The following is a 17,381-nucleotide window of genomic DNA, read 5'->3' on the forward strand; positions in this document are numbered from 1 at the left end:
TCCTCCTTTTAAGTAATAAAAAACGCCCGCTATCCAAATAAGGATAACGGGCGAACGAAACAGAGTAAGACACTCTACAAAATTCCGCCACTCACACATAAAGTATGAGTTTGGGGTATGTAATTATAGTGAATGCTACATTGCTTTTGGGAATACAATGGAGCATTTTACACCTTGAGCTGTGTTTTGTATTCCGTAAGGAAATTGATGTTTATCTAATATTTGTTTCACGATATATAATCCAAGACCGCTACCTTGTACTAAACCGTGTTTATCAGGGTTTGCACGATAGAAAGGCTCAAATAAATGAGCAAGTTTATCTTCATCAATTTGTGAACCTGTATTTAATACTTCTAATGCGTAACCGTTTGGTTTTTCATAAAGCTTTATATATACGTGCTGGTGGTCAATTGTATAATGAATTGCATTTGAAATAATGTTAAAAATAGCAGTTTGAATAAATTTAGGATCAGCTAAAATTTGTACGTCGTGTTTAATATTAGATTGTACATTTAATTGTTTTACAGATACAAAGTAATCTACTTTCTTCATAACATCCTCAATAATATTAGATAAAGAAATGACTTCTAAATTCGGTTTAAATTGAGGGTTTTGTATTTTGGATAATTCCGACATTTTTTCCGTTAATATGTTAATATCTTGCATCATTTCATAGGAACGTTTTAAATATTTATCTCTATCTTTATAAGCTCCAATCCCGTGAATCATGCCATCTAGTTGTCCCATAACGGCTGCGATTGGTGTTTTTAATTCATGGGATACCATAGACATAAATTCTTTACGAGATTGCTCTAATTGTTGTTCCTTTTTGAGCTCATTTCTTAAATCTTGATTGCTTGCATGTAAATTCTTCACAATATTTGGTACTTGTGAAGCGGCTACTTGCAAATTAAAATCTGTTTGATCTGTATTTTTGTTAAGTAGTTTTTTATCTGAGAAATCAAGATTCATAATATCTTTTAAAGCATCGCTCATATATTGAAAAGGTTTGGCAATTAGTTTTGTATAAATTAAAGATCCGAGTAGTGATAATGCAAGCATTGTCGCGCCAATATGTGGAGCTAATTGCTGCAACGCATCTGCTAACTTTGGATTATCATTTATATCATTTATTTTACTTGCTGCATTTTGTGTATGTAAGGCATCATTATTAGCGGCTTTCTTTTCTGCTTCTGTAAGCGGATTAGAAGTGCTATTTTTCCCCGAAAGGTTTTGTGTATGTTCTTTTGCTTTTGCAGTTTGGCTAGGCTGCAAAAGGTGATTGATAGCTGTAGAAAGAGATTTATAATCTATAATAGAAGATTGGAAATTGGAAATGCTTCCCTCTGACACAGCTTTATTTTGATTCGTTTTACTTTGATTGTTTTGCCTATCTAAATCCGCCTGTTCTGTAGTCGGCGTTCCATTTTCTTTCGCAAAATGTTCTTTATCGTAGTTTGAAGCTAGAAAGTAAATAATTTGATAAAGACAAAGTGATAAAAGAATACAAAATAATAAGGTTTTGATGAAAATATTTTTGGTGATGTTGTCTTTGCTACGATTCGATTTTGTAGCCAATGCCTTTCACCGTTTTAATATAAGTAATTCCTAATTTTTTTCTTAAGTTTTTAATATGTGTATCTATAACTCTTACATCACCATAATGTTCATAGCCCCATACCTTATTCAACAAATCACTTCTTGATAATACTTTTCCTCGATTTTGCAGTAAAGTATAAATAATTTCAAATTCTTTTGTTGTCAATTCAATTTGATTACCATGAACATAAGCTGCATATGCTGTAGAGTTTAACATCAATTCATGGAATTGTAGTATAGTTGCAGCTTCTGCTTCCTTCGTTGCTGCCCTTCTTAATACAGCCTCTACACGCTTAATAAATACAGTGTAATGGAACGGTTTCGTAATATAGTCATCAATACCTAACTCAAATCCTTTAATTTCACTTTCTTCATTATGTAAGCCTGTTAACATAATGATTGGTACATCAGATTGTCCTCGCATAATTTTACAAATACTATAGCCATCTATATCTGGTAACATTACATCGAGGAGGACAAGATCGTATGAATTTTTTTGGAAAAGAAGAATACCTTCTGTTCCAGCACCAACTACATCAACAGTAAAGTTTTGTGCCATTAGAAATTCACGAATTAGTTCTTGTATATCTGGGTTGTCTTCAATCACCAGTATATGCGTCATAGTAACACCTCCTAAATAACGCTTTTTACTGCAATATTCGAATTCATCATTTTTCGAGTGACTCAGATTGTTTATACATATAATAAGCCCCCGCTATAAAATAATCATGAAGGTAGCAAGGGGAATAGTTTAGTGTTACTGAATAGTTCAGAATTACAGTAGTTCTATTATAGTATGTATTATAAAATTTATAAAACATTATAACTGTATAATTTTAATATCTACGTTTATCAATGTTTAAATATCAGCTAATCAAATCTATTCCTATTATATATGTAAATACAGTTGTTTTGCTACTGTAAATGAATAAATAAAATAAGCCAAGACATAAAATTCTTGGCTACACATAAATCTTGTTTTTAGGCTATTTTACAGTGACAGTAGCTTGCTGCTGAACGCGCTCAAATAACCAGTGTATATCATTGTTATACATACGAATACAACCAAGTGTTGTTGCTTTGCCGATTGCTTGATTATTGTTAGTTCCGTGAATTGCATAAGTTGTTCCGTAAGTTCCTGCCATATTTAATCCGAGCCAACGGTCACCAAGTGGATTACGTGGATCGCCGCCTTTAATTTTGCCTGTATAATAAGGGCGGTTTTTAATTTTATTTACGATTTGAAAAGTTCCTTTAGGTGTAGGTGTTGCTGCTTTTCCAGTAGCGACAGTAAAACTTTTTATAAATTTTCCATCCTGATAATAATCCATTTTATTTAACTGAGTGTTTACGATTAATTGATCTTTCGTTGTAGCGGCCTCTGCGCTAGCTAATGGAAGAGTTAAAAATCCTAATGATAATAGTGCGCTTAATAATAATTTTTTCATTGTTATTCTCCTTTTACTATCGTAATAGTCTTACATACAATGAAGTTGTAATCCTCGTAAAGCTTTATTTACATTTTCATCTAATGTTTCAAAGAATGCAGTGATTTTGCTGTTGTGTTTGTTGTTTTTATCAATAAGTAATCTTTCATTTAATAAAAGCTCACCACGTAGTCCAAAACTTTGAACTTGAATATTTAGCTCATCTTCATTTTCAGAAATGATTGGTAAGAAATAATGAAAAGCTTTTGTTGGAATGATGTAGCTTTTGCCAATCATGCTTTCTTGATTTGAATTAATCCATTTTTTCGTGACAATTTTAATATTCTTTTTTGAAACGATAAAAGATAGTGTTGTAGATTTTGTTAAACTTACGTCAAATTCACTTGTTTCACACATGTGTAAATTAAAAACGGTTTCATTTTGATGAGATTCAACATTTGTATTAATAAAATCGTGCATTTTATATGCTTCCATTTCGTATTCACCCTTTTTTCAATTTCGAAAACGACTTATATTTATTCAAATTAATGCTTAGTCATATATTGGTTAAATTTTTCAACAAATTCCGATATAATCTTACAATACGTATATGAAGCTAATATGAAGTTAGGATGAGTTTGTGGTGGTTTTTTATTGAGAACAAAATTAGAGGGGTTTTTAAGTGTTAAAAAATGGATAAAATTTGCATGATATTAATGCGTCTTTTTGTTATTTTGACTTAAAAAATGATTTTTACTAATTAATAAAGAACAGAAATCATTAGTGTGACCCTTACAAAAATGTAATAAAAATGTAAGCTATTGTGATAGTTATTTCGACAATTTTTTTATACAATAATAGTAAGAAGTTGTACGTGATTGAAAGGAGAGATGACATGGAATGGATTCATGAATTATTTCAGCAATACGGATACTATGTTGTACTTGTCGGCTTGCTGTTAGAATATATTGCACTTCCGTTTCCGGGAGAGCCCACATTAGCATATGCGGGATTTTTAGCGCAGAAGGGTGATTTAAGTTTACCGATTTTAATCATTCTATCCTTTATTGGGACAAGTGTAGGAATGACGATTCAATACTTTTTAGGAAATAAATTAGGTATGCCTTTCATTCAAAAGTATGGAAAATACGTATTTTTAACACAAAGAAAAATTGATTTAACGAGAATGTGGTTTGATAAGTATGGGTACTTCCTGATTTTTATTGGTTTCTTTATTCCTGGTGTACGTCATTTCACAGGATACTTTGCAGGAATTATTAATTTACCATTCCGTCGTTTTGCCATTACAATTTATTCAGGCGCTCTATTTTGGGTATCATTCTTCTTAATCGGTGGTTACTGGTTAGGTGGAAACTTACATGATATCTTTGGAGCGTTAGAAGGTCATATCGGTAAAATCATTTTTGGAGTGATTGTGATTGTAGCGGTTACGTTAAGTATTCGTTTCCGTAAGCAGTTAAAACGAGTATTACTACAAAACGCAAGCTAATATGAAATCCATTCTATGTCAGAATTTAGGAGAGCAGTGCAAAAGCACTGCCTTTTTTATTTTATCCCGCTATTTGCCGGGCGGTAAGACCCCCACCTCAAAATTCAGCGGAAGCAAAGAAGTTAGGTGGGGGCCCTGTTGCCCGTAAAAGCCCGATTGGTGAGGGTTGATTAAAGTTTTACTTTATATTCCAATCTATTTTTAACTTTCCTTTTAGCTGATTTCCACTAACTATAATGTAATAAGTTCCTGTCTTAATTGCCGCGAAATGATATGTATTAGGGCCAGCTGGAGCTAAGTAATTTTCTTCCTCTTGAAATTCACTAGCCATTTTTACGTCTCCCATGTAGCCATTCGAATTATCAGCTCGTGATTCAATGGTGAATTCTAATATGTCACCTCGTTTTAGTTCAATTGGGACTTTATGTTCACCACTAAAATGTTGAAAAGATGCTTCGAAAGAGTTATCTGTTTTTGTTTCGACCCATTGTTCTTTTGATGTTCCAAACCTTTCTAAATCTACTAAGTTGATTGTAATAAATATAATAAACATAATGCTTGGTACGAAATATTGTACCCACTTAAATTTTGTTGCTATGACTGTAAATAAAAAGAAAGAAAGAGAACATACTGCTCCAATTGATCCGAGTAACAAGAACTGTATTAGACTAGCTTCTTTAAATATTAGGAAGGGAAGAAAAAATAAATAGCCGCAAAAAATATAAAGTAATATTGTCTTCATTCTTGTATGTGTTTTTAATTTCAATTTATCGATGCAAATAGAACAAAAAATTGCATATGCAGCAAGAATAGGAACGAAGGGAACAAATAGTAGTTCTCGTAATCCAGCTAAGAAACTATATAATGTTTGTTGACTAGTTGTTAAGAGAAGCGTGCTAATAAGTGATAATAACAAGAAAGTCGCTGTAAGCTTAGTAAGAATATAGGAAAAAGTAGATATTTTATTCATATGTCACTTCCTTTGTTTAATATTTCACATTCATTATATAGGTTATTTCCATCATAATACATATTTATTTTTGTCAATTATTAACGTCAAAATGACAATTATAATTGACAAAAATAAGGATATTATTTACAATTTTAATTAAATAAATGAAAAAGAGGGAAGACATGAAGCTTCAAAATCGAGTGAGGGAATTGCGAGCAAAGCATCGTTTATCACAAGGGGATTTAGGGAAAGCGATTGGATCATCACGGCAAACGATTAGTTTAATTGAGCGCGGGGATTATGCACCATCTATTGTATTGTCGTTAAAAATCGCACAAATTTTCAATGTATCGGTGGAGGAAATATTCACGTTAGTGGAGGGGGAAGAGGATGATGAAGAGTAAACGAAAAAAACAATTTGATTCTGTGGGGAAAATAGCATTAAGTATGATGGGTGGCTTTTTAACGTCTTATATAGCTTTAAATTTACTCTCGGATGAACCGAGAAAATTATCATCCAATACATTTATAGGCATATGTACTATTTTTGGAATCTTAATGATGTACTACACTTGGAAGAATACGCGTATGTTAGCGGAGGCACGCGATGAAGAAGAGAGCGTACAAGGCAGAAAATTAGGCATTATAAGTATATATTTACGTGTAGGTGATATAGTGACGCAGGCATGGTTTGTATATGCAGTTATTACATGTAGACGTGCACTGTTGCAGGATACTAATGTTTCATTTGCGGTGTGGAATTTAGTAGCTTCTATTGTTTGTTTAACTACTGTAGTGATTATCGGGCTCATAACAAAAAATCGTTATAATAAGCTATACCCTGAACAAGGTGTAACGTATATGGAATCTATGAAAATGTGGACGAAAAACGCAGATGAAGGATTAAAGCACATTGTGCATGAGGCTGGATATAAAGCGTATGAATTTACGAATACAATATTGGCATATGTATGGTGGGCTGCCGTTATATATACAGCTGCTAGTGATATCGATTTTGTGTTAATTGGTTTAATCTCATTTATTTGGATATTGCATCTCGGGAAGTTCATGTACGAAATGCAGAGAAAAATGATTTATTAAGGGGAGAAAAAGGTGGATATTTTAAGAAGGCCAGCTGGCTCAATGACAGTGGCGCTAATTCTGTCCATTTTATACGGAGTAATCCGAACTGGGAAATTAGAAGTAATTTTGAACCTATGGGCAATAGTTGGAATTGCATTGTTAGTGTTAGCCATTCATGAGTTAGGACATGTAGTATTTGGTGTAATAGGTGGTTTGAATTTTAAATTTATGACAGTAGGGCCGATTACTTTCCAAAAAGAGAAGGGGAAAGTACGCATTCGAGAAAATAAATTATGGGCGTACTTTGGAGGTGTTGCAACATTAGTACCACCTTCTATAGAGACACCGAATCTTTCGAAAAAGTGGGCGTGGCTCACTTTAGGTGGACCGATTACGAGTTTACTATTTGGTATTACTTCCGGTTACATATACATGGTGAGTTATTATCAATATCTTTTATATTTTTCCTTTTTCCATTTTGCAATCTTTGCGGTTACAATTGTGCCGATAAAAGGAATGCTTATGAGTGATGGGATGCAATTTCTTATTTTAATTAAAGATGATGAAAGAGCTAGAAATCACTTATATGAGATTCAAATATCGAGTGAGTTATTTAGTTATAAAAGACCGAAAGATTGGGATGAAAGATTAGTAGAATTGAGTGAGGAGAAAATAAAAGAGAATAAAGGGATAAGGGAGATAATGAGTAGACTTATGCTCGTCTTTTTTGCTCGTGCAGATCAAGAGGGAATGGAAAGAGCGATACCGTATATAGAACGAATTGTTCAATTACCTGTAACGAAAGAAAATAAGTTTTTCGTTAGTAGTTTTCATAGTTGGTACCTTTTATATAAAGCCCTTTATCAGATGGATAGTCTTTCTTTGCAAGAAGCAAAGGAACATGCAAAGGCTATTACAAAAATGGACCTAAGTGGATATTACCGTACACAAGGGATTATTAAATATGTAGAGGGCAATATGGAAGCGTCCCGTACTTATATGAAGAAAGCCGATCAAGAATTAAAGAGCGCCGAGAAGAGTGAGATGGGATATTTACAATTAGAAAGAGAATGGTTTAAGCAGCTGAAAGAGAGGGTATCTTACGATGGGTGAGGTATCCTCTTTTTTATATGTCATCTTATGCCGTTCCATAAACAGCCTAGGGCGAGTAAAATGAGATAAGAAGAGCAAAGCTTGGAGGAAGTAAATATGGAAATTTTATCAATTATTTTGATAGTCTTGCTCATTTATGTTGTTTTTAAAGTAGCATATGTAGCATTAAAGATACTCGCGATCCTATTGATTATCTTTTTAATCGTAGAGTTCGGCAGTAAGTTGCTTGGGGGATAGGGTATGTTGTACGTTTTGGATGTCTAAGGTTGTCGTTAAATCGATATCTTGTGCCGAATCGTTGATATAATGAAAAAATCGTTGATATAAGTGGAGAAACGATCGATATATTTGAAAAATCGTTGATATATTTAAGTGAATACGAAGTGGGGTATGTGGAAAAGAAGTTGCCGTTGGGTAGCTTCTTTTTATTGTAGTGCCGGTGTATGCAAACCAACATAAAAAAGCTGGAAGAATTCCTTCCAGCTTAAGAGTTACTTTCAATTTGGCGACCGCTATCTTCTTCATTGTCTTGTAATAGGTTGAATACGTCTGCTAAGCAGAATGCAATGAACCAAGTCCATAGACCGTGGAAGAAAGCTGAGCTTAATTGAAGTGGTAATGTATAGTTTGTCATTGAGTAGGAAATACATCCACCAACGATTCCAATCATTGTTAATAACATTGTTTTCTGAGCATTTTCTTCTGGATTGAAGAGGAAGTAAATGTATCCGCCTAAAATTGAAGCGCTTACAAGTGTTTCGATTCCATTAAAAATGATATTCTCTCCAAGCTGTGTGTTTGTCCAGAAACAAATCGTACCGCCGATAATAGCAAACAGGACAGCTATTGTATATCGTATATATTGATTCATATGTTCATCTCCCTATGTAATAAGATGATTTGGAAGTCAAAAAGGTAGGTATAGTATATTGAAGTGAGTTTTAATTGTACGTATCTTTTTATAAAAAGATCATTGAAGAGTAACTAAGATGATCGGTTGTTTAAACCGTTACGTGTATGGTGTCTGAAATATACCCGACTGCTCGTTTCTTTTTGCTTGTAAAATAAGAGAAACTTCCAAGTCTATATACTCTTTTTTTGTGAGTCTGCTTTCATTATAACACATTTAGGGACATAATAATAGAATTATCTGATTTTGTAATAAGTGTAAAAAATAAAAAGCGTAAGGAAATACCATTAACAATGCAGTTTAGTGGAAGAAGGATTTTAATTTATTATGATGAAATATGTAATCAAGGTGAGATCTAAGAAGGAGGCTTAAATACAATAAAAAATGTTTTGTAGCATGAATGTAAGGGAGGGGAGCTAACTTGGAGATCACAACAGAAAGATTAATAATTAGACCTTTTAAGAGTACTGATTTACAGGATGTATTTGCTATTTATAATAATGATGATACATGTAAGTTCCTATTACATAATAAGTGGACTCATGAAGACATGCAGAAAAGATTTAATAAGAAGCTAGCAAACAATGCACTTACTGAAGAATCAATATTAAGTTTGGCAGTTATATACAAGACTAAAGTAGTTGGTGACTTATCCGTATGGTACACAAATATGAAGGATACTGTTGAGATTGGTTATAGTTTTTCAAATGAAGTAGTTGGAAGAGGTTTGGCAACAGAAGCAGTAAGTAGTTTGGTGTTTAAATTATTTAATGAATGTAATGTACATCGTATACAAGCTAATCTTGATGCACGTAATACAGCTTCAAAAAAATTGTGTGAACGAATAGGTATGAGAAAGGAAGCCCATTTCATACAAGATTTTTGGAATAAAAATGAATGGACAGATAGTTTTGTATATGGAATGTTATCCTCCGATTTGTAGTAATAAACTTCGTGATTTTATTATGCTAAAGGGTGCGTTAGTTGAATAACAAAGGGCATAACATAGTATATATGACTAATATGTTATGCCCTTTAATGTATTAACCTTTTTTATATACGTTTGAAACGGCCGACAATTTCAACTGTTTCAGTAATGTTCATAAATGCTTTGTTATCCACTTGACGGATAATACGTTTCATTTCGCCTAACTCATAGCGAGTCACGACAGTGTAAATCATTTTTTTCTTATGGTTTGTATAGCCGCCGACAGCGTCTACCATTGTCACCCCGCGTATGCCGTGATGTAGTAGTGCGCTTTTTATTTCCTCGCCTTTTTCTGTAATAGTCATTATCGTTAATTTAATATGTTTCGTATGCACAGCATCGATAACTTTGCTGACTACAAATCGACTAATTAACGTATAAAGTGTAATATCCCATCCGAAAATAAAACCTGCTGCGACAAGTAAGATTAAGTTGAATACAAATATGATTGCTCCAATTGAAACATCTCGATATTTTGCTACAATCAATCCAACAACATCAAAACCACCTGTTGAAGAAGCAAATCGGAATATAATTCCTGAAGCTGCTCCGCAGATAACACCACCGAATACAGAAGAAAGTAAAATATCGTCTGAAACTTGGTGTACCGGGATAATATTCATCGCTAAAGATGACACAGCTACAAAGTACGCTGTTAAAAAGGTTGTCTTCTTGCCTAAGTAAAAGTGACTTAAAATAAGAAGAGGAATGTTTAGTAAAAAGATAAGTGCACCGATATTGTAGTGCATTAAATAACCGATAATCATCCCTACACCAGCGAATCCACCGCTAATCATATTATGCGGGATAAAAAACATATTCATAGAAATTGCATACAAAATAGAAGCTATAAAAATAACAACCAACTGTATCATAAATTCTAAATGAAATGTTTTAGCTGCTGGGAAGGATAAAAAGGCGGTGTCGGGAACGTAATCGGCGTCTCCTAGTTGACCCATAGTATGTTTCATCTCCATATTCATTTTTGATTACAAGAAGAGAATAAAGGTTTTTTCAAAAACTGGCAATAGTTTTATTATAATGCAAAAATTTTATAAATTTCTAATAAATCAAGCCTATTCATTGATGTGTGTGAATATACTAAAGAAAGCGAATACAACGTTTCTTAATTATTGTTTTCTTGAGAAAATATGCAAAATACTTTTTTTGAAAATAAAAGGAAATAGAGAATGTTTGCCTAATGTGCTAAAATGACCTTATTAAGGATGTGAAGCGATGGAATTTTTATTGCAGGATGCAATTCTATATATATCGTTTGTAACGACGGCACTTTGTTTATTAGAAGTTTTCTTCCTTGCTAATGTTTCTCGCTTTGTGCGTCAACAAGCATCAAGCGGTAGACAAAGAGCTTTTGCGTTAGTTGATACATGTGAAGATAGTGCGGGAAATGTACCGCTATTTTCTATTTTTTATAAATATGGAATGATTCGTTCTGTACGTAGACAAGAATCAAGTGAAGAGAATGATGAGGTCGGTCCGTATACACCAATGTTTCGCTAAATAATTACGAAACATTGGAGGAATGAACATGTTAAAATCATACCGAGCTGTGCTCGTTAGTTTATCATTATTACTTGTTTTTGTTTTATCTGGCTGCAGTAATGCAGCCCCAATTGATGCACATAGTACTGGGATTTGGGATCATTATTTCGTATATCCAATCTCGTTTATGATTCAATTTGTTGCTCATCATATACCTGGAGCTAGCTTTGGGATTGCAATCATTATTATGACGCTCGTTATTCGTTCAGCAATGATTCCATTAGCTGTTTCACAATATCGTAGCCAAGCGAAAATGAAGAAAATGCAACCTGAATTGCAGAAGCTAAAGAAAAAGTACGGTGATGTAGGCAAAGATCTTGAAAAACAAAAGCAGTATCAAAAAGAAATGTCAGAGCTAATGAAATCAGGCGGTTGGAATCCACTTGCTGGTTGCTGGCCAATTTTTATACAAATGCCGATTTTCTCTGCTTTGTATTATGCGATTAGCAGAACGGAAGAGATTCGCACATCTTCTTTTTTATGGGTGAACTTAGGACATGCAGATCCATATCATATATTACCGATTATTGCAGCGTTAACGACATTTATTCAGATGAAAGTTTTCCAATCTAATATTACACCTGGAGAACAAGTACAGATGCTAAAGATACAGCAAATTATGATGCCGGCAATGATTCTATTTATGGGGTTTGCGGCGCCATCAGGACTTGTATTGTACTGGATAACAGGTAACTTATTTACAATGACACAAACAATCGTATTAAGAAAAATAATGGAACGTGAAGAGTTACAATTACAAAAAGCATAGAGAAACACCGCTCATTATGAGCGGTGTTTTTTATTCGAATCGTTAAGGAAATTTTAAGAAACCAACATTACTATTGGCATTGTATACGAAAGTGTACATGCTTTAGAAATATGAAGGAGGAAATTTCCTATGAAGAAGAAAACAGTTGGGTATTTAGCGATTGCAGGTGCTTTATCATTCGGAATCATTGGAGGAGTCGGTATTCCGGCATTCGCGGCAACGAATACTCCAGCAGCTGAACAGTCTACAAAAACGGCGAAAAAGGATTTGGATGACGCTACAAAACAAAAAGTAAAAACAATTATGGACGATACAAAGAAACAGTTAGAGAAACTAGGTGTAAAGCTTCCGGAGAAAGAGAAGCGTAAAGACATGTTTGCAGGATTAGATGATCAGGCGAAAGCAAAAGCGAAGTCGATTTTAGAGCAAAAGAAATCTGGAAAATTAACGCATGAGCAAGCAAAAGAGGAATTAACAAAGCTAGGCGTGAAAATGCCGGAGAAAGGTAAACATGGAGACATGTTTGCTAACTTAGATGAACAGGCGAAAGAGAAAGCGAAGTCGATTTTAGAGCAAGAAAAGTCCGGTAAATTAACACGTGAACAAGCGCAAGAGGAATTAACAAAGTTAGGCGTGAAAATGCCGGAGAAAGGTAAGCATGGAGACATGTTTGCTAACTTAGATGAACAGGCGAAAGAGAAAGCGAAGTCGATTTTAGAGCAAAAGAAATCTGGAAAATTAACGCATGAGCAAGCAAAAGAAGAATTAACAAAATTAGGTGTGAAACTTCCAGAAAAAGAGAAGCGTGAAGACATCTTTGCGGGATTAGATGAAGCAACAAAAACAAAAGCAAAAGCGATTTTAGACAATGAAAAGAAACAATTAGAGGAATTAAATGTGGATCTTCCGCATCACAAGTTTTTTATGAAAAAAGAAGATAAATAATTGATTTATGTATCTTTCGTGGGGCAACCGGAAGGTACATGCGAGGACCGATTTCTACTTATAGAAATCGGTCTCTTTTAATGATTCAATAAGATTCTTTTCATTGTTAGTATGTATCCGAAGACGCAGTAGAAGATTGCAAAACCGATAAACACTTCCGTATATTGATATTTACCCAATACGTAGAAGGAAACAGCTGGTATAATAGCTACCGCTAAAATGCTATAACCAGGATACTTGTTTCGATACATGATAGCGAATAGAACAGAGAGAAACGTAGCGATGATACAAAAGACAGCAATCATTATTGGTACACCTCCTAAATTAATTATACCATTTTTAGGGAATTAGAGAAGTTTTGTATCTTCTGTTATAATATAAGAAGAGAAATATTTCCTATGTTATATAAAAAATTATATTGATTTTTTATAACAATTCAATATAATGAACAATAACTACAAAATTCGACATCAAGAAGTGATGATGAGGACACGATTAATTTTTTACGATTCCCAGAGAGGGAAGCCTTTGGCTGTGAGCTTCCTAATACGGAAAAATAGATTACCACCTCTGAACTGCAGCAGTGAACGAACATCTAGTAATTGCTTGCCGGCAAAAACCGTTATTTAGACTTGAGAAATTGGTGAAGTGTGTTACTTTACGAATTGAAACAAGGGTGGAACCACGAATACAACACTCGTCCCTTTTTAGGGAGGAGTGTTTTTTTATTTCATTTTTGCATCACACTAGGATTGGAAGGAGGATACGCAGCATGCATCATGATGAGAAGAACAAAATTGGTTTAACGGTAGCACTTTCTATCGTAGTAGGAACGATTATTGGATCTGGTGTGTTTATGAAACCAGGGAGCGTATTAGATTACTCGGGGAGTTCTAATATGGCCATTCTTGCTTGGGTAATTGGTGGTCTGTTGACGCTAGCAAGTGGTTTAACAGTAGCTGAAATTGGAGCGCAAATCCCGAAAAATGGTGGGTTGTATACGTATTTAGAGGAGATTTACGGGAGTTTTTGGGGATATTTATCAGGTTGGATGCAAACAATTGTTTATGGACCTGCTATTATCGGAACATTAGGTTTATACTTTAGTTCTTTAATGATTAATTTTTTCTATTTAGATAGAGTATGGAATTTACCAATCGCAATTGGAACGGTTGTGTTCCTTGGCGTTGTAAATAGTATGGGAACAAAATACGGAGGTATCGTTCAAACAATCACGACAATTGGGAAGATGATTCCAATTGTGTTAATTGTTGTGCTAGGTTTCTGGAAAGGGAATAGCGATATTTTTAACGTAGTTGTGCCAATATCGGAAAATCAAAGTATCGGTATGGCAATTTTAGCAACGTTATTTGCTTATGACGGCTGGATTTTACTTGCTTCGATTGGTGGAGAAATGAAGAATCCAACAAAGTTATTACCGAAAGCAATGACAGTGGGGATTTTAATCGTAACTGCTGCTTACGTATTAATTAACTTGGCGTTATTAAATGTATTACCAGCAGCAAAAATTGTAGACCTTGGAGAAAATGCAACAGCGACAGCTGCTGGTATGTTACTTGGAGAATATGGTGGGAAAATTATTAGTATCGGTATTATCGTTTCTATTTTCGGTTGTTTAAATGGAAAGATTTTAACGTTCCCACGTATTCCAATGTCTATGGCAGAACGTGGACAACTTCCATTTTCTAAGTTTATTGCAAAGGAAAGTCCGAGATTTAAAACACCAGCAAATGCAATTACTGTTGAAATCATTTTAGGAATTATTTTAATGATTATTAGTGATCCAAATAAGCTATCTGAGATTTCCGTATTCATTATTTATATTTTCTATGTAATGACGTTTATTGGTGTCTTCATTTTAAGGAAACGTAATAAGAATAAAGAGCGTGCATATAGTGTACCGTTATTCCCAATCGTACCAATCGTTGCGATTTTAGGTTCGTTCTTTGTAATCGGTAGTGCGATTATTAATGATCCGGTAAGTTGTTTCTTATCAATTGGAATTGTCTTTACGGGACTTCCGGTGTATTGGTACTTGAATAAGAAGAAAGAAACAGAATGATGGAAGGGTAGGCGTATAATACGCCTACCTTTTTTACTGTAAAAAAATTGTACTTGCGTCCACTTTCTATTTTGGTTACTATAATCGTAGTAACCAAAATAGAAAGCGTGGGGAAAGACTTGAATTTTCGTGTTTATATTTTAGCTATCGCGGCTTTCGTAGTCGGAACGGTTGAGCTAATTATAGGAGGAACGCTCGATTTAGTTGCCAATGATTTAGGAGTATCTATTAGCGCAGCTGGTCAGCTTATAACAATATTTTCGGTAGTATTTGCTTTGTCAGGTCCAGTTCTATTAGCTTTGACAGGGAAGTTTGAAAGAAAAACATTGTATGTTGGAGCATTATCGATTTTCTTAATCGGAAATATTATTTCGGCATTTAGTGTGAATTACGGAATGCTAATGTTCTCAAGGGTTATTTGTGCGGCGAGTGGTTCATTAATTATTGCACTATCGGTAACACTTGCTTCTAGTGTAGTAGAACCGCATTTTCGTGCGCGTGCAATTGGAATCATTTTTATGGGAATTAGTGGATCACTTGTACTTGGAGTACCGCTCGGTCTTGTACTCGGAAATGCATACGGATGGCGTGCGCCATTTGTATTGATTTCAGTATTAACAGTTATGGCAATTGCTTGTATTTCATTGTTCTTAACGAAAGTACCACCGACATCGGTATTATCAATAAAAGAACAACTTGCTACTTTAAAAGATAAAAAAATTGTAAGTGCACAGTTAACATCATTTTTGTTTTTAACGGGGCATTTAACATTGTATGCATATTTAACACCGTTTTTAAAAGATGTTATGCATGTTGAAGCAAATTGGATTAGTGTGTTTTACTTCATTTTCGGAATCGCAGCAGTAATCGGCGGTGGATTCGGTGGATGGCTTGCTGATAAATGGGGATCGAAGAAAAGTATTATCTCGATTATTATCGTATTTGCATGTGCAATCTTCATGTTGCCATTAATGACATTCTCATTTCCACTCTTCATCATTATGATGGGACTTTGGAGTATGCTGAGCTGGGCGATTTCACCAGCACAGCAAAATTATTTAATTGAAATTGCACCGGAATCAGCTGGTATCCAGCAAGGTTTAAATAACTCTGCGCTTCATTTAGGAATTGCACTCGGTTCAACAGTAGGCGGAGTTGTTATTGAAAAATCATCTGTTATATATAACGCTTGGGTAGGCGGTGGCTTTATTATATTAGCACTGCTTTGCGCGATTTTCTCGATTACGAGAGGACGCTCTACTCAGTTTGCGAAAGGAGAATCTATCGTTTGATAGGTTCTTTTTTTATTTGTAAAAAATTGCAGGTTTTAGTAGAGAAATGGAGAAAGGGTGTATAGCGAGGTGAGGTATATGTATACGAATTTTTCAATTATTGGTCTTCTAATTTCGATACTTCCGTTGTTTCTTATTATTTTTATACTTAGATGGATTCGTTTTATCTATCAAAATTCAGAGAAACAAGTGGAGCAAAATGAGAAAATTATTGAGCTTTTGAGGGAGATAAAGGAACAAAACGAACAGGAGTCTAAGTGAAAAACTAGACTCCTGTTTATTATTTAATTAGTATCTTAACTTCATCAACAAACTCTTAATTTCCTCATCTTCCATAAAGAGATCATGATGTTTCTGAGTAATCTTTGCAAGTGCAACGTCGTGATAGAAAAATTCTGTAAAGAACTTTACGAAAGGTTGTGACATTGTTTTCATCGCTTGCCATGATTCTTGTTCTACGCCAGCAAATAAAATTTCACGATCGTCAACGATGAGTAGCAAGTAGCGCTCTAATGCATTAGGCTCTTCAGCTGGGATTAGAAAATGCATGTTTTCTAAGTCTGTTTCTACTTCTCCAACAATAAGAGATTCAATTTGAACACCTTGTTTTGCTTTTTGTTCTAGTAAAGGGAGATATTCTAAAAGAGTATCATTCCAAGCTGAAATACGGATTGATTCTTTTGCACTTTCAATGAGTTCTTTACTTTGAACTCGAATAGAAGATTGCATTTTTAAGCTCCACACACGGTCATCTGTAAATGATTTTTTTGATATGTTTGTTTCCAGTTCTTTAATATTTGATTGGAATTCTGTCGTTAATTTTTCAATTGCTAGTTTTAGTGGTAATGCTGTATACAATTTTTTCTTTTCTGAAACAGAATCCATTACCATTCCTTTATCGATTAGGCGTGCTAGTACTTCATATATTTTTGCTTTTGGAACACCTGAATGCTTCACAATTGTTGTAGCATCTAATGGTTCATTGCTTGATACGACAACTTCATAAGCTTGGCTTTCATATTGTGAGAAACCGAATTTTTGTAACATAGTTCCCTCCGAACGAATGAGATTATATTTTAAGGATAATGAACTATTTGTTTTTGCACAAGTGGTAGTCCGTTTTCTAATTGTATTAAGGTGAGAATTA

21 protein-coding genes and 1 other annotated feature are annotated in these 17,381 nt (G+C 34.2%); of the genes, 12 read left to right on the forward strand and 9 right to left on the reverse strand.

Going from position 1 to position 17,381, the window contains the following annotated elements; genetic code table 11:
• Window positions 1-135: 135 nt before the first annotated feature.
• The 4 genes from ACYFX0_RS25035 to ACYFX0_RS25050 form a co-directional block, all read right to left on the reverse strand.
• Entirely contained in the window at window positions 136-1,578 is a 1,443-nt protein-coding gene (locus ACYFX0_RS25035; protein ID WP_000201951.1) for a sensor histidine kinase, read from the reverse strand.
• On the reverse strand, window positions 1,556-2,221 hold the full coding sequence (locus ACYFX0_RS25040) for a response regulator transcription factor (RefSeq protein WP_000148834.1): 666 nt from the start codon (window positions 2,219-2,221) through the stop codon (window positions 1,556-1,558). Before ACYFX0_RS25040 ends, ACYFX0_RS25035 begins: the two co-directional genes overlap by 23 nt.
• 364 nt (window positions 2,222-2,585) lie before the next feature.
• Window positions 2,586-3,047 (reverse strand): L,D-transpeptidase, encoded by a 462-nt coding sequence (locus tag ACYFX0_RS25045; RefSeq protein WP_016078144.1) that lies wholly within the window; start codon window positions 3,045-3,047, stop codon window positions 2,586-2,588.
• A 30-nt stretch (window positions 3,048-3,077) separates the two neighbouring features.
• Window positions 3,078-3,521, reverse strand: coding sequence for a DUF3978 domain-containing protein (locus ACYFX0_RS25050; protein ID WP_000388763.1), 444 nt, complete (start codon window positions 3,519-3,521; stop codon window positions 3,078-3,080).
• 400 nt (window positions 3,522-3,921) lie between these two features.
• Here ACYFX0_RS25050 and ACYFX0_RS25055 point away from each other — a divergent pair, with 400 nt between their 5' ends.
• Window positions 3,922-4,536 (forward strand): DedA family protein, encoded by a 615-nt coding sequence (locus ACYFX0_RS25055; protein WP_000454763.1) that lies wholly within the window; start codon window positions 3,922-3,924, stop codon window positions 4,534-4,536.
• A gap of 178 nt (window positions 4,537-4,714) precedes the next feature.
• On the opposite strand, the gene ACYFX0_RS25060 is transcribed toward ACYFX0_RS25055, so the two are convergent.
• Window positions 4,715-5,506, reverse strand: a complete 792-nt coding sequence (locus ACYFX0_RS25060) for a hypothetical protein (RefSeq protein WP_106081641.1) — start codon at window positions 5,504-5,506, stop codon at window positions 4,715-4,717.
• A 164-nt stretch (window positions 5,507-5,670) separates the two neighbouring features.
• Here ACYFX0_RS25060 and ACYFX0_RS25065 point away from each other — a divergent pair, with 164 nt between their 5' ends.
• The 4 genes from ACYFX0_RS25065 (at window position 5,671) to ACYFX0_RS25080 (ending at window position 7,921) form a co-directional block, all read left to right on the forward strand.
• On the forward strand, window positions 5,671-5,892 hold the full coding sequence (locus ACYFX0_RS25065) for a helix-turn-helix transcriptional regulator (protein WP_000776170.1): 222 nt from the start codon (window positions 5,671-5,673) through the stop codon (window positions 5,890-5,892).
• Window positions 5,882-6,589 carry a DUF3169 family protein gene (locus tag ACYFX0_RS25070; RefSeq protein WP_000837717.1) on the forward strand — a complete coding sequence of 236 codons (708 nt, stop codon included), beginning with the start codon at window positions 5,882-5,884 and terminating at the stop codon, window positions 6,587-6,589. Before ACYFX0_RS25065 ends, ACYFX0_RS25070 begins: the two co-directional genes overlap by 11 nt.
• Window positions 6,590-6,631: 42 nt before the next feature.
• A complete protein-coding gene (locus ACYFX0_RS25075; RefSeq protein ID WP_137073847.1) occupies window positions 6,632-7,684 on the forward strand; it encodes a site-2 protease family protein in 1,053 nt (350 codons plus the stop codon).
• Between the two features lie 96 nt (window positions 7,685-7,780).
• Window positions 7,781-7,921: a DUF3985 family protein gene (locus ACYFX0_RS25080; protein WP_000404758.1), complete on the forward strand. Its 141-nt coding sequence runs from the start codon at window positions 7,781-7,783 to the stop codon at window positions 7,919-7,921.
• Window positions 7,922-8,168: 247 nt separating this feature from the next.
• Here ACYFX0_RS25080 and ACYFX0_RS25085 read toward each other — a convergent pair whose 3' ends face one another.
• The gene (locus ACYFX0_RS25085) at window positions 8,169-8,555 is read right to left on the reverse strand and encodes a DUF3938 domain-containing protein (RefSeq protein ID WP_001077773.1); all 387 of its coding nucleotides are present in this window, start codon (window positions 8,553-8,555) and stop codon (window positions 8,169-8,171) included.
• 460 nt (window positions 8,556-9,015) lie between these two features.
• Here ACYFX0_RS25085 and ACYFX0_RS25090 point away from each other — a divergent pair, with 460 nt between their 5' ends.
• The gene (locus ACYFX0_RS25090; protein WP_000406909.1) at window positions 9,016-9,537 is read left to right on the forward strand and encodes a GNAT family N-acetyltransferase; all 522 of its coding nucleotides are present in this window, start codon (window positions 9,016-9,018) and stop codon (window positions 9,535-9,537) included.
• A gap of 110 nt (window positions 9,538-9,647) precedes the next feature.
• Here ACYFX0_RS25090 and ACYFX0_RS25095 read toward each other — a convergent pair whose 3' ends face one another.
• Window positions 9,648-10,541, reverse strand: a complete 894-nt coding sequence (locus tag ACYFX0_RS25095) for a YitT family protein (RefSeq protein WP_000530044.1) — start codon at window positions 10,539-10,541, stop codon at window positions 9,648-9,650.
• A 277-nt stretch (window positions 10,542-10,818) separates the two neighbouring features.
• Here ACYFX0_RS25095 and ACYFX0_RS25100 point away from each other — a divergent pair, with 277 nt between their 5' ends.
• The 3 genes from ACYFX0_RS25100 (at window position 10,819) to ACYFX0_RS25110 (ending at window position 12,859) form a co-directional block, all read left to right on the forward strand.
• Window positions 10,819-11,103 (forward strand): hypothetical protein, encoded by a 285-nt coding sequence (locus ACYFX0_RS25100; RefSeq protein ID WP_000394930.1) that lies wholly within the window; start codon window positions 10,819-10,821, stop codon window positions 11,101-11,103.
• A 28-nt stretch (window positions 11,104-11,131) separates the two neighbouring features.
• Window positions 11,132-11,914 carry a membrane protein insertase YidC gene (gene yidC / locus ACYFX0_RS25105; protein ID WP_000920528.1) on the forward strand — a complete coding sequence of 261 codons (783 nt, stop codon included), beginning with the start codon at window positions 11,132-11,134 and terminating at the stop codon, window positions 11,912-11,914.
• Window positions 11,915-12,043: 129 nt separating this feature from the next.
• The gene (locus tag ACYFX0_RS25110; RefSeq protein ID WP_247727636.1) at window positions 12,044-12,859 is read left to right on the forward strand and encodes a hypothetical protein; all 816 of its coding nucleotides are present in this window, start codon (window positions 12,044-12,046) and stop codon (window positions 12,857-12,859) included.
• A 77-nt stretch (window positions 12,860-12,936) separates the two neighbouring features.
• Here ACYFX0_RS25110 and ACYFX0_RS25115 read toward each other — a convergent pair whose 3' ends face one another.
• Window positions 12,937-13,164 (reverse strand): hypothetical protein, encoded by a 228-nt coding sequence (locus tag ACYFX0_RS25115; protein WP_000562245.1) that lies wholly within the window; start codon window positions 13,162-13,164, stop codon window positions 12,937-12,939.
• Window positions 13,165-13,330: 166 nt separating this feature from the next.
• Window positions 13,331-13,567, forward strand: a binding site (T-box leader).
• A 64-nt stretch (window positions 13,568-13,631) separates the two neighbouring features.
• Between ACYFX0_RS25115 and ACYFX0_RS25120 the strand changes: the two genes are divergently transcribed.
• The 3 genes from ACYFX0_RS25120 to ACYFX0_RS25130 all read left to right on the forward strand — a co-directional run bounded on the left by ACYFX0_RS25120 (window position 13,632) and on the right by ACYFX0_RS25130 (window position 16,495).
• A complete protein-coding gene (locus tag ACYFX0_RS25120) occupies window positions 13,632-14,942 on the forward strand; it encodes an APC family permease (protein ID WP_460271993.1) in 1,311 nt (436 codons plus the stop codon).
• Window positions 14,943-15,049: 107 nt separating this feature from the next.
• Window positions 15,050-16,234: an MFS transporter gene (locus ACYFX0_RS25125; protein WP_074790675.1), complete on the forward strand. Its 1,185-nt coding sequence runs from the start codon at window positions 15,050-15,052 to the stop codon at window positions 16,232-16,234.
• Window positions 16,235-16,312: 78 nt separating this feature from the next.
• Window positions 16,313-16,495: a hypothetical protein gene (locus ACYFX0_RS25130; RefSeq protein WP_460271994.1), complete on the forward strand. Its 183-nt coding sequence runs from the start codon at window positions 16,313-16,315 to the stop codon at window positions 16,493-16,495.
• A gap of 27 nt (window positions 16,496-16,522) precedes the next feature.
• Here the strand turns inward: ACYFX0_RS25130 and ACYFX0_RS25135 are convergent, their stop codons facing one another.
• Window positions 16,523-17,281 carry a TrmB family transcriptional regulator gene (locus tag ACYFX0_RS25135; protein WP_000939479.1) on the reverse strand — a complete coding sequence of 253 codons (759 nt, stop codon included), beginning with the start codon at window positions 17,279-17,281 and terminating at the stop codon, window positions 16,523-16,525.
• Between the last annotated feature and the right edge of the window lie 100 nt (window positions 17,282-17,381).

The sequence above is a fragment of the Bacillus sp. NEAU-Y102 genome, from assembly GCF_054788175.1.